We start from the raw sequence: 15,690 nt of genomic DNA on the forward strand, positions 1-15,690 counted from the left end.
GCCATGACGCCAACCCGCCGCCTGTTTTTTGCCCTTTCGCTGCCAGACGCGGTCAGCCAGCAGATCGTGCACTGGCGTGCAACGCAGTTTGCTCACGATGCCGGACGCCCGGTGGCGGCAGCGAATCTGCACCTGACGCTGGCCTTTCTCGGTGAAGTGAGTGATGCCAAAATGCAGGCACTAATGACACTGGCAGGTCGCATCCGCCAGCCAGCGTTCACCCTGAATATCAACGATGCGGGACACTGGCCACGCCCCGGCGTGGTATGGCTGGGCTGCCGCCAGGCACCACGTGGCTTATTGCAACTGGCCGATATGCTGCGTTCGCAGGCGGCGCGCAATGGCTGCTACCAGCCAGCGCAACCGTTCCACCCGCACATTACCTTGCTGCGCGGCGCGACCCGCCCGCTGTCGCTTCCCGCCGCCACATTTAACTGGACGGTACATGCCGAGCAATTTTTTCTTTATGAATCATCCACTGAAGCCGGGCGTACTCATTATCGCCCGCTTGCCCACTGGCCGTTGCTGACAGCCTGAGAGACTATTCATGCAATTTTCCCCACCGCTGCGCCCGGCCACGCTACTTAAACGCTACAAGCGATTTCTGGCTGATATGGTCACCCCCGACGGTACCACCCTGACGTTACATTGCCCCAATACCGGGGCGATGACAGGCTGTGGCACGCCTGGCGATACTATCTGGTATTCCACATCCGACAACCCTAAACGCAAGTATCCTCATACCTGGGAGCTGACGCAAACCGCGCAAGGGCACTGGATTGGTGTTAACACCTTACGTGCCAATCAACTGGTGCTTGAAGCGCTGCAAGCCGACAAACTTCCGGATTTAGCAGGTTACACCACTATCCGTACCGAAGTGCGCTATGGTTCAGAAAACAGCAGGATAGATCTGTTATTGCAGGCAGAAGAACGCGCTGACTGCTATATTGAAGTCAAATCAGTCACATTATTGCAACATGGATGTGGTTACTTTCCCGATGCGGTGACCCTCAGGGGACAGAAGCATTTGCGGGAACTGCAACAGATGGCATCACAGGGTTGTCGCGCCGTATTGTGTTTCGCCGTACTGCACTCTGGCATCGGCCAGGTTTCAGCGGCGCAACACATTGACCGACATTACGCCGAATTATTACAACTCTCACAGCAGCAGGGGGTTGAAATTCTGTGTTACGGTACCCATATCAGCCCGGATGGCATGACGCTAACAGGGCTGTTGCCGTTCAATAACGTGACGTCAGCGAGCTAATTCTGCCACGCGTTATGTATTATCTGATGGGATTATGTCGTTCCTCACACTTTGTCAGGCCAGTGTCGGGAATCATTGCCAACCACACCTCCATCTGTTATTTATAGCGGCCTGTTTTTCCCCCCCGGGGGATCGATACTGCGTGTCGTGTTATGTAGGAGAAGCAACATGCAAGAAGGGCAAAACCGTAAGACATCCTCTCTGAGCATTCTCGCAATTGCCGGAGTGGAGCCGTACCAGGAGAAGCCGGGCGAAGAATACATGAACGACGCTCAGCTGGCTCACTTCAGGCGTATTCTTGAAGCATGGCGCAATCAACTCAGGGATGAAGTCGATAGAACCGTATCGCACATGCAGGATGAAGCAGCTAACTTTCCAGACCCGGTAGACCGTGCCGCTCAGGAAGAAGAATTCAGCCTTGAGCTGCGCAACCGTGATCGCGAACGTAAGCTGATCAAGAAGATTGCCAAAACACTGCAGAAAATCGAAGACGAGGACTTTGGCTATTGTGAGTCCTGCGGCGTGGAAATCGGCATCCGTCGTCTGGAAGCGCGTCCCACCGCTGATCTGTGTATTGACTGCAAAACACTGGCCGAAATCCGCGAAAAGCAGATGGCTGGATGATATCGTCCGGCGGGAAAGCCTACCGCCCTACCGCCGGATCTTTACTGATTATGGCCCGTCACCCTTCATCCTGACCGGCACGATATCGCCGTATGTCTGAATCTCTCCCTTATGTCGGACGCTTTGCGCCCTCACCCTCTGGCGATCTCCATTTTGGTTCCCTGATAGCCGCATTGGGCAGTTACCTGCAAGCTCGCGCCTGCCAGGGACGCTGGCTGGTGCGTATCGAAGATATCGACCCACCGCGCGAAGTACCCGGTGCCGCGTCCCGTATTCTGCGTCAACTGGAACAGTATGGTCTGCTGTGGGACGGCGAAGTGGTGTATCAGTCTCAACGCCATGAGCGTTATCGGGCAGTGCTGGCTGAATTGCAGCGTCAGGGGAAATGCTATTACTGTACCTGCACCCGACAGCGTATCCAGCAAAACGGCGGCTACTACGATGGTCACTGCCGCAATCGTGGATTAGCGCCGGATAACGCCGCATTACGTCTTCGCCAGACACACCCCGTCCTGCACTTTCACGATCGCCTGCGTGGACGGATTGATGCCGACCCGATGCTGGCGAAAGAAGATTTTATCATCCATCGTCGTGATGGCTTGTTTGCTTATAATCTGGCGGTGGTGGTGGATGACCATGATCAGGGGGTTACTGAAATCGTACGTGGCGCAGACTTGATTGAACCGACGGTGCGGCAGCTATCGTTGTACCAACAGTTGGATTATCCGGCACCAGACTATGTGCATCTGCCGCTAGCGCTTAATACCGACGGTAATAAGCTCTCCAAGCAGAATCACGCACCGGCGTTACCTGATGGCGACCCTCGGGCGGTACTGGTACAGGCTCTGGCTTTTTTGCACCAGCCTTTGCCGACGCACTGGCGTGATCTTGAAAGGGACGCCTTGCTCGCCTGGGCTATCGCGCATTGGTCACTGGCGGTGGTCCCTGTCGAAGCCGCTCTAATATCGCCGGAAATAACATCAGCATTCTCAAAGGGCTGAGGGTGAGCTATGATTAGCCGCTATTTTTTGTTGTACCGCTAAATTTTCAATGATTATCGAGGTGTATTATCTTTACCCGGGTAGCTAATTTTTGCCGCAAGGTACTGAATCGTGAGAATGAGCCCGTCAGTGTGGACAACCCACCACAGACAATGACCGTCATTCCTCGCGACCAGCATGCCATTTCACGCAGTGACATTAGTGAGAATGCGCTGAAAGTACTGTATCGCCTGAGCAAAGCGGGCTATGAGGCTTATCTGGTAGGCGGCGGTGTCCGCGACCTGCTGTTGGGCAAAAAGCCCAAAGACTTCGATATTACCACCAACGCCACCCCGGAGCAGGTTCGCAAATTGTTCCGTAATTGCCGATTGGTGGGCCGACGCTTTCGTCTGGCGCATGTGATGTTTGGCCCGGAGGTGATTGAAGTCGCCACATTCCGCGGTCACCATGAGCAGCATCAGGAGCAGGAAACCAAGAATGCCGCCCAGCAAGGCCATAACGGTATGCTGCTGCGTGACAACATTTTCGGCACCATTGAAGAAGACGCCCAACGGCGCGACTTCACCATCAACAGCCTCTATTACAGCATTGCTGACTTCACCGTGCGGGATTACACCAACGGCCTGAACGATCTGCGTCAGGGGCTGATTCGCCTGATTGGCGACCCGGAAACCCGCTACCGTGAAGACCCGGTGCGTATGCTCCGTGCGGTACGCTTTGCCGCCAAACTCGGTATGCGCATCAGCGCTGAAACCGCCGAGCCGATTCCTCGTCTGGCCTCGTTGCTGCACGACATCCCACCAGCGCGGTTATTTGAAGAATCACTGAAGCTATTGCAGGCGGGTCACGGTTACCCCACCTACCAGTTACTGTGCGAATACCAGTTGTTCCAGCCCCTGTTCCCGCTCATCAGCCGTTATTTTACCGCGAATGGTGAAAGCACAATGGAACGGATGATCGTGCAGGTCTTGAAGAATACCGATCAGCGCATCCAGAACGATATGCGGGTTAACCCGGCATTTCTGTTCTCCGCCATGTTGTGGTATCCGCTGGTGGAGCATGCACAGAAACTGACGCAGGAAAGCGGGCTCGCTTACTTCGAAGCCTTTGCGCTAGCCATGAACGACGTTCTCGACGAACAGTGTCGCTCACTGGCTATTCCTAAACGGATTACTTCGCTTGTCCGCGATATCTGGCAATTGCAATTGCGCCTGTCGCGCCGTCAGGGCAAACGTGCGTTTAAACTGATGGAGCATCCGAAATTCCGGGCAGCGTATGACTTGCTGTGTTTGCGTGCGGAAATTGAAAACCATCAGGAATTACAGCGTCTGGCACAGTGGTGGGGCGAGTTTCAGGTAGCGGCACCGCCGCGCCAGCAAGTGATGCTCAATACACTTGATGACGGCCCGACACCGCATCGCCGTTCTCGTCGTCCGCGTAAACGTCCAATTCACCGGGATAATAACCGATGACCTGCGTTTATCTGGCGTTGGGAAGCAACCTGTCCGAACCATTGCAGCAGGTACACGCGGCGCTGCGCGCGCTGGACGCCATAACGCAAACCCGACTGGTGCGTTGCTCGTCATTTTATCGCAGCCGCCCGCTCGGCCCGCAGGATCAGCCCGACTACCTCAACGCCGTCGCCGAATTACAGACCGAATTATCGCCAGAAGCGCTGTTGGATAACACCCAGCGCATTGAGCTGGAGCAAGGTCGGGTGCGCAAAGAAAATCGCTGGGGCCCGCGCACCCTCGACCTGGATATCCTGTTGTTTGGCAACCTGACGCTGCATACCGAGCGGCTTACCGTACCGCACTATGACATGAAAAATCGCGAATTCATGCTCTACCCGCTGGCAGAACTGGCGCCGGAACTGGTGTTTCCCGACGGCGAAGCCCTGGCAACCCGTTTGCAACACGTCCCCCGTAACGGCTTAAGCCTGTGGGACGAACACTAACACGCACTGTTTCACCCTCCCCCCCTCTTGCGCCCCTCACCACAGTGGATCATGATGCGCATCCAGCTCGGGCTTGATGTCAATCGTCTGTTTTACAAATAGAAACAGACTGCTGTTCCTGATGCCTGCCTTCCATTAGAATGACTTCCCCTTGAATTGCCATTGAGTTGACTCAGGAAGGTTGCCATGAAAGCGACAACGATTTCCCACCTGCGCCAGTGGAAACAGGAACAGAAAAAGTTCGCCACCCTGACGGCTTACGACGCCAGCTTTGCCCACCTGTTTTATGAACAGGGGATCCGCGTGATGCTGGTGGGAGATTCTCTCGGTATGACCGTACAGGGTCACGACTCCACCCTGCCCGTTACCCTTGATGACATGGTGTACCACACCCGTTGCGTCCGACGCGGTGCACCACACTGTCTGCTGCTATCCGACCTGCCCTTTATGGGTGCCGCTACCCCAGAGCAAGCCTGCCAGCACGCCGCAGAACTGATGCGTGCCGGTGCCAATATGGTCAAAATCGAAGGTGGCAGTTGGCTGGCACCTACCGTGCGCATGTTGACTGAACGTGCCGTCCCGGTGTGTGGACACCTGGGGCTGACGCCACAGTCAGTGAATATCTTTGGCGGTTATAAAGTCCAGGGCCGTGATGAAGCGGCTGCCAGCCAACTGCTGGAAGACGCTCTGGCGCTGGAACAAGCAGGCGCGCAGTTGCTGGTGCTGGAGTGTGTACCGGTTTCGCTGGCACAGCGGGTCACCGAGGCGCTGAGTATCCCGGTTATCGGCATCGGTGCAGGCAATGTCACCGATGGCCAGATTCTGGTCATGCACGACGCGCTTGGCGTAACCGGCGGGCATACGCCGAAATTCGCCCGTAACTTTATGGCGGAAGCGACGGATATCCGTGCGGCTATTCGTCTGTACGCGCAGGAAGTCGAACAGGGAACCTTTCCTGATGAGAAATACAGTTTTATTTAACACAGGAGTAAGCGTGTGTTGATTATTGAAACGCCGGTGCTGCTGCGCCGTGAACTCCGCCGCTGGCGTCAGGATGGGAAACGCATCGCGCTGGTGCCGACGATGGGTAACCTGCATGACGGCCACCTGACGCTAGTGGATGAGGCCCGCGCACGGGCGGATATCGTCGTGGTCAGCATTTTTGTTAACCCATTGCAGTTCGACCGGGCTGATGACCTGGCTCGCTACCCACGAACACTGCAGGAAGACTGCGAAAAACTGACTCGTCGTGGGGTTGACCTGGTGTTTTCACCAGCACCCGATACCCTCTACCCTAACGGTTTGCAGCAACAGACGTTTGTCGAAGTACCGGGGCTGTCCCAGATGCTCGAAGGTGCGAGTCGCCCCGGTCATTTTCGTGGCGTCGCCACGGTTGTCAGCAAACTGTTTAATCTGGTGCAGCCGGATGTGGCCTGCTTTGGCGAAAAAGACTACCAGCAACTGGCTCTGATTCGTCAGATGGTGGCTGATATGGATTACGATATCAGTATCGTCGGCGTCCCCATCGTGCGGGCGAAAGACGGCCTGGCGCTCAGTTCACGCAATGGTTACCTGACTGCCGAAGAGCGCCAGCAAGCACCGCAACTCTATCGCATCATGAACGAGGTGACGGCGCAATTATCCAATGGCGACCGACAAATTGATGATATGCTCGCCAGAGCATCAGAAGCGCTGCGAGACGCCGGATTCACGCCGGACGAACTCTTTATCCGCGACGCAGTAACGCTGCAACCGCTCACCATCGACAGTACTTCTGCCGTGGTGCTGATGGCTGCCTGGCTGGGTAAGGCGCGCCTGATTGATAACCAACAGGTGGATTTGACCACCTGATTTTTCCAACCAGAGTGACAGACCGATGATTCGAACCATGCTGCAAGGTAAGCTGCACCGGGTAAAAGTAACCCAGGCAGATTTACATTATGAAGGGTCCTGCGCCATCGATCAGGATTTTATGGATGCCGCCGGTATTCTTGAATACGAAGCGATCGACATTTACAACGTGGATAACGGCCACCGCTTTTCCACCTACGCGATTGCCGCAGAACGCGGCTCCCGCATCATTTCCGTCAATGGGGCGGCGGCACGCTGCGCCTGTGTCGGCGATAAACTGATTATCTGCTCCTATGTGCAGATGCCGGATGAACAGGCTCGCACCCATCATCCTAAAGTCGCCTATTTTGGCGATAATAACGAACTGCAGCGAACGGCTAAAGCCATTCCCGTACAGATTGCCTGAGCGGATCAACGCGGATAAAAAAAGCGAGGCAGCAACACCGCCTCGCTTCACCTTGACCAACAGAAACGTGTCTTAACTGCGCAGCCCGCGCCCACGCTCAATCAGCCACCAGCTCACGCCATAAAACACCACGATGAAGGCCAGCAGTACTGCCAACGTCAGCGGCAACGGCACGTCATGAATACCCAGGAACCCAAAGCGAAAGCCGCTTATCATGTATACGATCGGATTTAGTTTGGACACCGCCTGCCAGAATGGCGACAGCAATGACAACGAATAGAACACCCCCCCCAGATAGGTAAGCGGTGTCAGCACGAAGGTAGGGATCAGGCTGATGTCGTCAAACGTTTTGGCAAACACGGCGTTGATCAACCCCGCCAGCGAAAATAACATCGCGGTCAGCAGCAAGGTCACCACCACCATCCACCAGGCATGAACCTGTAACGGCACAAAGAATAGCGATACCGCCGTCACCAGCACGCCGACGCAGATACCGCGCGCCATACCGCCCCCCACATAACCGGCGATAATAATATGCGTCGGTACCGGCGCGACCAGCAGCTCTTCGATATTGCGCTGGAATTTGGCGCTGAAAAATGACGAAGCGACATTCGCATACGCATTGGTAATCACCGACATCATGATCAACCCCGGCACGATGAACTGCATATAGCTAAAACCGTTCATTTCGCCGATGCGGTTACCGATCAGATTACCGAATATAATAAAATACAATGACATGGTGATCACCGGCGGCACCAGCGTCTGGATCCAGATCCTCGCGAAGCGGTTGACCTCTTTGGTCCAGATACTCTGCAACGCCACCCAATATAACCCCATCATGCTTTATCTCCGTTGTTATTGAGCAGAGCGACAAACAGTTCTTCCAGGCGATTGGCTTTGTTACGCATGCTAAGGACCTGAACCCCCTGAGCGCTAAGCTGGCTGAAAATGCCGTTCAACCCTTGCTCTCTTCTGACATCCACCTCCAGCGTCGAGGTGTCCACCAGACGGTGTTGATACCCCTCCAGTCGTGGCAATGCACTTTTCGCCGCCAAATCGAAAATGAAGGTTTCTGATTGCAGCTTGGCCAGCAACGCCTTCATCGAGGTGTTTTCCACCAATAGCCCAGACTGGATGATGCCGATATTGCGGCACAACATTTCCGCCTCTTCCAGATAATGGGTGGTCAGGATAATCGTCGTCCCCTGCCCGTTGAGTTCTTTAAGAAATCCCCACATTGAGCGGCGTAATTCAATGTCCACCCCGGCGGTCGGTTCATCCAGAATCAGCAGTTTGGGCTCATGCATCAACGCCCGGGCGATCATCAGGCGACGCTTCATGCCGCCAGACAGCATACGTGCCCGTTCGTTACGCTTACCCCATAAATCAAGCTGATTGAGGTACTTCTCCGCGCGTTGCACCGCTTCATGCCGCGGTACGCCGTAATAACCGGCCTGATTAACCACGATTTGCATCACGGTCTCAAACGGATTGAAGTTGAACTCCTGCGGTACCAATCCCAATTGCCGTTTGGCATTCACGACATTCCGGTCCAGATCGTGGCCGAATACCTGCACCCTGCCGCCCGTTTTATTGACCAGAGAGCTAATGATGCCAATAGTCGTGGACTTGCCTGCACCATTCGGGCCCAGCAAGGCGTAGAAATCCCCGGCTTCCACACGCAGATCAATACCTCGCAGCGCCTGAACGCCGCCAGGGTATGTCTTAGTCACATTCGACAATTCAAGTGCATATGTCATAGCTGAAAGCATGCCTTCTTATCAGTTAAGCGGGCCCTGGTCGGACCCAGTTTTCGATTTCAAAACCCCTATGATTGCTCTATATTACCTTGCACCGCCCTTTTGTCGTTACAGGTCATTTACTTTCATGAAAACAATAGAAACGCTTATCGCCAATAACCAGCAATGGTCTGAAACGATCGTGAAAGAAGACCCCGATTATTTTGAGCGGTTGGCACTATCTCAACGTCCCCGTTTTCTGTGGATCGGCTGTTCAGACAGCCGGGTTCCTGCAGAAAGCCTGACCAGTCTGGAACCGGGTGAACTGTTTGTGCACCGTAACGTGGCCAACCTGGTTATCCATACCGACCTTAACTGTCTGTCCGTCGTTCAGTACGCGGTTGAGGTTCTGGAAGTGGAACACATCATTATTTGTGGTCACTATGGTTGCGGTGGTGTACAGGCCGCGGTTGAAAACCCGGAACTCGGGTTGATCAACAACTGGCTGCTCCACGTTCGAGACCTGTGGTATAAGCACAGCTCATTACTGGGAGAATTGCCACCGGAACAGCGATTTGACAAACTCTGTGAAATCAATGTAGTAGAACAAGTGTACAACTTGGGTCACTCGACCATCATGCAGTCGGCCTGGAAACGCGGTCAGAAAGTGACAATTCACGGCTGGGTTTACGGGATTCAGGATGGACGTTTACGCGACCTGGAAGTCACCGCCACCAGCCGCGAGACGCTGGAACAACGTTATCGTCGGGCGGTCTCGTCGCTGCTGTAATCATTCGTATCGCGCCCATGCGGTATGGGCGCGATTTCACGCTTTACTGTGGAATCACCTTACCGATAAACGGCAGATGACGGTAGTGCTGCGCATAATCAATACCGTATCCCACCACAAACTCGTCCGGAATGGAAAAACCAACCCACTCTACCGGTACCGGGACTTCGCGACGCGACGGCTTATCCAGCAACGTGCAGATCGCCAGCGATTTTGGGGCGCGTAGCTGCAAAATTTCCCGCACTTTACTGAGCGTATTACCCGAATCAATGATGTCTTCGACAATCAGCACATCTTTACCACGGATGTCCTCATCCAGATCTTTGAGGATTTTCACATCGCGGCTCGAGCTCATGCCACTGCCATAACTGGATGCGGTCATGAAATCCACTTCGTGAGAATGGTCGATGGCGCGGCACAGGTCGGCCATAAACACAAAGGATCCACGCAGTAACCCCACCAACACCATGTCACTGGTGCTATCACGGTAATGTTCGCTAATCTGGCGTCCGAGCTCAGCCACCCGCGCCTTGACCTCAAGCTCGGAGATCATGACTTCCACCGTATGTTTCATCATACTGACTACTCACCCAAAAAAGATATCCAGTATCGGCCACTGTGGCCATACTCCAGGGCAGACACACAGCCAGGCTATGCCGCCATTCATCACGGCGCGCAGTATATAACAGAAAGCCAGCTTTCCCCCACTCAAGGAGAGAACATGACCTCGTTATCGTCTTCAGCGTCTGACAACACCCTCACCCCCCCAGACGTCATCACCTACAAAGTGAATGACCCCATCACTGTCGATCAATTTATCCATCTGCTTAACCGAACCTCGCTAGGCCCCAGACGGCCGCTGGAACAGCGCGATACCCTCGCAGGCATGCTGACGCAAGCCGACCTGTTGGTGACGGCATGGCGTGGGGAGGAACTTGTGGGGGTCGCCCGCAGCGTGACGGATTATCACTTTTGTTGCTATATGTCGGATCTCGCGGTGGATGAAGCCTGTCAGCATGGTGGCATCGGCCGCCAGCTTATCGAGCACACGGTCCAGCAACTCAAGCCACAGTGTCGCCTGATTCTGATTGCCGCACCGCTGGCCGTGGATTATTACCCCAAAATCGGTTTTGAGGCACACCCCAGTGCCTGGCATATTCTGGCAAAGGACTTTCTGGCGCTGAAGCCGTAAAGCCCGGCAGGCTCGATGACGGCAGAGGGAATATCAGTGCATGTATAAGAATGTGAAGATTCCGTTATCACGGCATAAAACAGAGTAAAGCGCATTGCACGGTGTCGGTGAAAGGTTTCTGATGGACGTCGGCCAACCGAAACGAGGTGTAACATGACAGTACTCACGAAAACCTGCCGTACCGCAGCGTGGATTGCCGGTATTTCACTGCTTTCGAGCTTGTCTGTAGCGTCTGCGCATCCAGAGAATGTGGATCCACGGTTACCGGACAGACAGGAAATACAGCCACCGCCACCCGGGTTCCCGCCCCCACCGCCTGCGTTACGTCCCCCCGTTCATGCACTGTATCAGGCGTCATTACAGGCGAGCGACCCGGTATTAGCCGCCAATAAACTGGTCGCTAACGTGCCCCAAGGTAATGGTAAAACGTATGAAGTCAGCATCAGCGTAAGAGAACTGCCACCAGAGCCGAATCCTGCGCCGGTGGCACCAGCAACCGCCAAATGACCAGAGTGCGACAGCATAGGGAAGGGAGCGGCAGGGTGGCCGCTCCCATATTAAGCGGTGATGAACCGCCTCTTGCTTCCTACGGCAATGCGGGCCTGTGGCCCGCTATTCCTGAGCACTTACCGCAGATTGCGGCGGAAACAAAACCGGCTGATCAATGCGAATACTGAGTCGAACCGGTTGTCCTGGCTCAAACCAGTTACCACTTTGCACCTGAAGCGCCAGCTCATTAACCCGAATACGGTAAAAATTGCTGTTCCCCATGAACAAGCGGTCCTCAATCACCCCTGGCCCATCCTCATCGAGGGCGAGTGCTATCTCTTGCGGGCGAACCAACCAGTCGTATTGTGCGCCATGCGGCAACTTCAACGCCCGTGTTGCCTGATGCTCGCCGAGAAAACTCTGCCATTGTCTGTCACCGCTAATCTTCACTGGCAGGTAGTTGGTTTTCCCCATAAAACTCGCTACGTAGCGGTTAACCGGCCGGTAGTACAGGTCAGCGGAAAATCCCTGCTGCACAACACCACCGTCATGGATCAGAATCAGATGATCGGCAAACGCAAATGCATCCTCCCGGTCAGCGGTCGCAAATAGCGTAGCAATCTGCCGCTGCCGCAGGATTTGACGCAATTCGCTGATCAACTGATAGCGAAGCTGACTATCAATGGAAGAAAAAGGCTCATCCAGCAACAACAGTTTAGGCTGACACGCCAACGCCCGGGCAATGGCGGCACGCTGATACTGCTCGCGAGAAAGTTCATGCGGATAGCAACGGGTAAACGTTTCCAGTTGCATCACCCCCACCACATCCATCGCCAGCGTACTGATTTCTTCGGATGACTTACCGCGTAGCCCAAAAGTAATGTTTTCCATCACCGTCAGATGGGGAAACAACACATCATCCTGAAACACCATCCCGACTACACCTGGCGAGGTTTCAGCACGTTGCGTTTGGAGAGGAACAACCTTCTGACCGGCAATAACTATTCGGCCTTTTTCCGGCGACAGCAGACCCGCTATCGATTTCAGCAGCGTGGTTTTACCATCGCCGCTGGCACCCAGCAGACACACCATCTCTCCCTCATGTACCGAAAAACCCACATTCTCTAATACAGAAACCGATGGGTAGCCGCAACTGAGCGAGGTTATCGTCAGAATCTCCGGAGTCGTCATAACGTTCCTATCCTTCCATTCGCATCAATCGGGTGATCCCAAATAACGGGATCATCCCCACACCGACCAGCATCAACGCAGGTGTGGCGACCAACGGCAACCGTTCATCCATGATGAAACGAAACACATAAGTCGCCATGGTTTCCACCTCAAACGGCTGCAACAGCAGCGATGCATTCAACTCACGCAGGCTTTCGGTAAACACCAACAACACGCCGACCACCAGACAGTGGCGTAACTGCGGCAGATAAACCCACAGCACTTGCTGTACAGGCGTATACCCCAGCGACTGACTGACATGGTTCATCGCGCCCGGTAAACGGGAGATTCGAATTTGCAGCCGATCGATCAATAAACCGCTAAAGCGCATACAGTAAGCCAGGATCAGCACCAGTACCGACCCGGCCCAAGGGTCATCCACCACGCCACCGGGCGAAGCGTGCAAGGCATCCAGTCCGAGGAACGGCACCAACAGCCCCATCCCTAGCGCCGTCGAGGGTAACAAGCGGTTGATGTTGACCCAGCGCAGCGGGTTACGGTAAGCCGGGTTACCCGTTGCCTTGAAATCAAACGTGCATACAACGGCCAGTCCAATCACCAGCAGTGTCGCGCAGGCCGCCGCCATCACACTGCTGGTAAATGCCAGCAGGAATGGCAGGCTCCAGATCGGTGCTTCAGACAGCACGGCCCAGCACACCAGGCGGCCAACGGGTACGACAAACGCCACCACCACCAGCCCACCGCCGAGCAATACCGTCAGAAAGCGCGCCCACCCACGCAAAACCGGCAGGTCTTTCGGGCAAACGCTCCCCAATTGTTGATAACGCAATTGACGTGAACGACTGCGACGCGCCTGAAACCATATCAGGAAGACCAACGGCAGCAATAACGACATCAATAACGCGGCTGCCCCGTGCTGCGCTTTGTCACGCCACAAATCCAGACCCGCGGTCGTCACCGTCCGTAATGAGAAATAGGCGGAAATGCCGTAATCACCGAGTGCCTCAGAAGCCATCAATACCATGCCAAGAGCGATCGCCGGGCGCGCCATAGGAAACACTACGCGCCAGAAAACCTGAGCGCGGGTATGATTCATCAACAAGGCGGCCTGCCGCAGATTGGCGGACTGTGACATCAATGCGGTACGCACCAACAGATAGATATAGGGAAACAGCACCAACGCCAGACTGAGACTGGCACAGCCTACCATCCAGACTTGATGCCCAAATGTCTGGGGTACACGGTCTGAAGTAAATGATAAAGCGTAAAGCGTCTGTTTAACCGGCCCCTCGTACCCGAACAGATCGCCATATACGGCCGCCAGCAGGTACCCGGGCACCGCCAGCGGCAACAGCAATGCCCGATGCAGCCATGCCTGACCGGTAAAGCGGTAATGCGACATAAGCCAGGCCAGAGGTAGCGCAAACAGCAAGCTGAATAGCACGCAACCGATCACCAGCATCAGCGAGTTCGTCCCATAAACGGGCAGAGCTTGCCATAACGCCAATACCGCGTTGCCGGGGGCGAAAAAGGCCATACCGACGATAGTCACTAGCGGGAACAGAAGGATCGCCGCCAACAGCACACTACTAATGCGCCAGATACCTGAAGTCATGAGAAATCGGTAAAATAAATTTAAACTGCACTATTAATATCAAAGCCGGGCGCTGGCGTCATGGTATCAATCGCCGATAAATGGCCGGTAATTATCCCATTGAACAAACAGCACCTCGTTTTACCCCACCCAGCAGCCGATTACGGGATATCACGCTGATCTGAATAAAACTTGAAATCAGGGCCGGTAACTGTGATAACGTCATCTAATGAAAGATGAAACAGGTTAAATTATGAAACACTCCGCGCTGGTGCTGCTCCTGCTCTCATTGTTGGGCTTCTCCTCCGCCAGTAAGGCATTGAATGATTTCGAGGCAGAAGACCTCGCCGATCTGACCGCCATTTTCGTTTATCTAAAAAACAACTGCGGCTATAAAGACCTTCCCAACGATCAGATTCGCCGAGCGCTGGTTATCTTCGCCCAGCAAAACCGTTGGGATCTCAGCAATTACAACCAGTTCGACATGATTGCGCTTGGCGAAGCCAGCTACCGTGATCTCAGCGGCATCGCTATCCCCACACCGAAAAAGTGTCAGTCTTTGGCCCGGAACTCACTCAGTTTACTCGCCACTACACAGTAAAGCCTAAAATCCTCCGCATTGCGTGAAATTTGACCGTGCAAGCACCCTGAGAGTTAGCTATCATAGCGCGCCAATTTTCATGGCTGTTATCGCGGAGGAAGCCCTAACATGTCCCGGAAAGAAATTTGGTATGAGACCCTGCATGCCAACTTCGGTCAGTACTTTTCAATAGACCATGTGCTCTATCATGAAAAAACCGACCATCAGGATCTGATCATCTTCGAAAACGCGGCGCTAGGTCGGGTGATGGCGTTAGATGGCGTCGTACAGACCACCGAACGCGACGAGTTCATCTACCACGAAATGATGACCCACGTTCCGCTGCTCGCCCATGGCAACGCCAAACGTGTGTTGATTATCGGTGGCGGTGACGGCGGGATGCTGCGTGAAGTCTGTCGTCACCGTAACATCGAGCAGATAACAATGGTCGAAATCGACGCGGGTGTCGTGTCGTTCTGCCGCCAGTACCTGCCCAATCACAGCGCTGGCGCTTACGATGACCCACGTTTTCGTCTGGTGATTGACGACGGTGTTAACTTCGTCAATGCCTGTCAGGAAAAGTTCGATATCATCATTTCCGACTGTACCGACCCCATTGGCCCCGGTGAAAGCCTGTTCACCTCAGATTTTTATCAAGGATGCGCGCGTTGCCTGAACGATGGCGGAATCTTCGTGGCACAAAATGGCGTCTGTTTCCTGCAGCAGGATGAGGCGGTTAACAGCCATCAGAAACTGAGCCACTATTTCAGTGATGTCAGTTTTTATCAGACAGCCATTCCCACATATTATGGCGGGATCATGACTTTTGCCTGGGCCAGCAATAACCCTGCGTTGCGGGCTATCGACCAACAGAGCCTGCAACAACGGTTTGAGGCAGCGGAAATCGTCTGCCGCTATTACAACCCAGCCATCCATATCGGCAGCTTTGCCCTGCCACAATATTTACTGAATGCCCTGTCAGCGGCACGCTGATCATAGGCATCCA

19 protein-coding genes are annotated in these 15,690 nt (G+C 54.4%); 14 read left to right on the plus strand and 5 right to left on the minus strand.

Features of this window, described 5'->3' with window-relative positions:
* Positions 1 to 3: 3 nt before the first annotated feature.
* From thpR to panD, 9 genes are all read left to right on the plus strand, one after another.
* Positions 4 to 537, plus strand: coding sequence for an RNA 2',3'-cyclic phosphodiesterase (gene thpR, locus DD586_RS15530; protein WP_012885780.1), 534 nt, complete (start codon positions 4 to 6; stop codon positions 535 to 537).
* 10 nt (positions 538 to 547) lie between these two features.
* Positions 548 to 1,267 (plus strand): DNA/RNA nuclease SfsA, encoded by a 720-nt coding sequence (gene sfsA / locus DD586_RS15535; protein ID WP_012885781.1) that lies wholly within the window; start codon positions 548 to 550, stop codon positions 1,265 to 1,267.
* A 168-nt stretch (positions 1,268 to 1,435) separates the two neighbouring features.
* Entirely contained in the window at positions 1,436 to 1,891 is a 456-nt protein-coding gene (dksA, locus tag DD586_RS15540) for an RNA polymerase-binding protein DksA (RefSeq protein ID WP_012768782.1), read from the plus strand.
* A 92-nt stretch (positions 1,892 to 1,983) separates the two neighbouring features.
* Entirely contained in the window at positions 1,984 to 2,892 is a 909-nt protein-coding gene (gluQRS, locus tag DD586_RS15545) for a tRNA glutamyl-Q(34) synthetase GluQRS (protein ID WP_012885782.1), read from the plus strand.
* A 68-nt stretch (positions 2,893 to 2,960) separates the two neighbouring features.
* Positions 2,961 to 4,364 carry a polynucleotide adenylyltransferase PcnB gene (gene pcnB / locus DD586_RS15550; protein ID WP_012885783.1) on the plus strand — a complete coding sequence of 468 codons (1,404 nt, stop codon included), beginning with the start codon at positions 2,961 to 2,963 and terminating at the stop codon, positions 4,362 to 4,364.
* The gene (gene folK, locus DD586_RS15555) at positions 4,361 to 4,849 is read left to right on the plus strand and encodes a 2-amino-4-hydroxy-6-hydroxymethyldihydropteridine diphosphokinase (protein WP_012885784.1); all 489 of its coding nucleotides are present in this window, start codon (positions 4,361 to 4,363) and stop codon (positions 4,847 to 4,849) included. The genes pcnB and folK overlap by 4 nt, the downstream gene beginning before the upstream one ends.
* Positions 4,850 to 5,035: 186 nt before the next feature.
* Positions 5,036 to 5,830, plus strand: a complete 795-nt coding sequence (gene panB, locus DD586_RS15560; protein WP_012885785.1) for a 3-methyl-2-oxobutanoate hydroxymethyltransferase — start codon at positions 5,036 to 5,038, stop codon at positions 5,828 to 5,830.
* 15 nt (positions 5,831 to 5,845) lie between these two features.
* A complete protein-coding gene (panC, locus tag DD586_RS15565) occupies positions 5,846 to 6,700 on the plus strand; it encodes a pantoate--beta-alanine ligase (RefSeq protein WP_012885786.1) in 855 nt (284 codons plus the stop codon).
* A 25-nt stretch (positions 6,701 to 6,725) separates the two neighbouring features.
* On the plus strand, positions 6,726 to 7,106 hold the full coding sequence (gene panD, locus DD586_RS15570) for an aspartate 1-decarboxylase (protein WP_012768777.1): 381 nt from the start codon (positions 6,726 to 6,728) through the stop codon (positions 7,104 to 7,106).
* Between the two features lie 72 nt (positions 7,107 to 7,178).
* Here panD and DD586_RS15575 read toward each other — a convergent pair whose 3' ends face one another.
* Together DD586_RS15575 and DD586_RS15580 are read right to left on the minus strand one after the other, a co-directional pair.
* The gene (locus DD586_RS15575; RefSeq protein WP_012885787.1) at positions 7,179 to 7,949 is read right to left on the minus strand and encodes an ABC transporter permease; all 771 of its coding nucleotides are present in this window, start codon (positions 7,947 to 7,949) and stop codon (positions 7,179 to 7,181) included.
* A complete protein-coding gene (locus DD586_RS15580) occupies positions 7,946 to 8,869 on the minus strand; it encodes an ABC transporter ATP-binding protein (RefSeq protein WP_012885788.1) in 924 nt (307 codons plus the stop codon). Before DD586_RS15580 ends, DD586_RS15575 begins: the two co-directional genes overlap by 4 nt.
* A 127-nt stretch (positions 8,870 to 8,996) precedes the next feature.
* Here DD586_RS15580 and can point away from each other — a divergent pair, with 127 nt between their 5' ends.
* The gene (can, locus tag DD586_RS15585; protein WP_012885789.1) at positions 8,997 to 9,638 is read left to right on the plus strand and encodes a carbonate dehydratase; all 642 of its coding nucleotides are present in this window, start codon (positions 8,997 to 8,999) and stop codon (positions 9,636 to 9,638) included.
* 43 nt (positions 9,639 to 9,681) lie between these two features.
* Here can and hpt read toward each other — a convergent pair whose 3' ends face one another.
* Positions 9,682 to 10,212, minus strand: coding sequence for a hypoxanthine phosphoribosyltransferase (gene hpt / locus DD586_RS15590; RefSeq protein ID WP_071818949.1), 531 nt, complete (start codon positions 10,210 to 10,212; stop codon positions 9,682 to 9,684).
* A 147-nt stretch (positions 10,213 to 10,359) separates the two neighbouring features.
* Here hpt and DD586_RS15595 point away from each other — a divergent pair, with 147 nt between their 5' ends.
* Both DD586_RS15595 and DD586_RS15600 read left to right on the plus strand, forming a co-directional pair.
* Complete coding sequence (locus DD586_RS15595) at positions 10,360 to 10,830, plus strand: GNAT family N-acetyltransferase (RefSeq protein WP_012885791.1); 471 nt, start codon at positions 10,360 to 10,362, stop codon at positions 10,828 to 10,830.
* 153 nt (positions 10,831 to 10,983) lie between these two features.
* The gene (locus DD586_RS15600; protein ID WP_012885792.1) at positions 10,984 to 11,337 is read left to right on the plus strand and encodes a hypothetical protein; all 354 of its coding nucleotides are present in this window, start codon (positions 10,984 to 10,986) and stop codon (positions 11,335 to 11,337) included.
* A 105-nt stretch (positions 11,338 to 11,442) separates the two neighbouring features.
* Here the strand turns inward: DD586_RS15600 and DD586_RS15605 are convergent, their stop codons facing one another.
* Both DD586_RS15605 and DD586_RS15610 read right to left on the minus strand, forming a co-directional pair.
* The gene (locus DD586_RS15605) at positions 11,443 to 12,510 is read right to left on the minus strand and encodes an ABC transporter ATP-binding protein (RefSeq protein WP_012885793.1); all 1,068 of its coding nucleotides are present in this window, start codon (positions 12,508 to 12,510) and stop codon (positions 11,443 to 11,445) included.
* 7 nt (positions 12,511 to 12,517) lie between these two features.
* Entirely contained in the window at positions 12,518 to 14,125 is a 1,608-nt protein-coding gene (locus tag DD586_RS15610) for an ABC transporter permease (RefSeq protein WP_012885794.1), read from the minus strand.
* Between the two features lie 232 nt (positions 14,126 to 14,357).
* Between DD586_RS15610 and DD586_RS15615 the strand changes: the two genes are divergently transcribed.
* Both DD586_RS15615 and speE read left to right on the plus strand, forming a co-directional pair.
* Complete coding sequence (locus DD586_RS15615) at positions 14,358 to 14,705, plus strand: YacC family pilotin-like protein (RefSeq protein ID WP_012885795.1); 348 nt, start codon at positions 14,358 to 14,360, stop codon at positions 14,703 to 14,705.
* A gap of 108 nt (positions 14,706 to 14,813) precedes the next feature.
* Positions 14,814 to 15,677 carry a polyamine aminopropyltransferase gene (speE, locus tag DD586_RS15620; RefSeq protein WP_012885796.1) on the plus strand — a complete coding sequence of 288 codons (864 nt, stop codon included), beginning with the start codon at positions 14,814 to 14,816 and terminating at the stop codon, positions 15,675 to 15,677.
* Positions 15,678 to 15,690 lie beyond the last annotated feature (13 nt).

This window comes from Dickeya parazeae Ech586, assembly GCF_000025065.1.
GTDB lineage: Bacteria > Pseudomonadota > Gammaproteobacteria > Enterobacterales > Enterobacteriaceae > Dickeya > Dickeya zeae.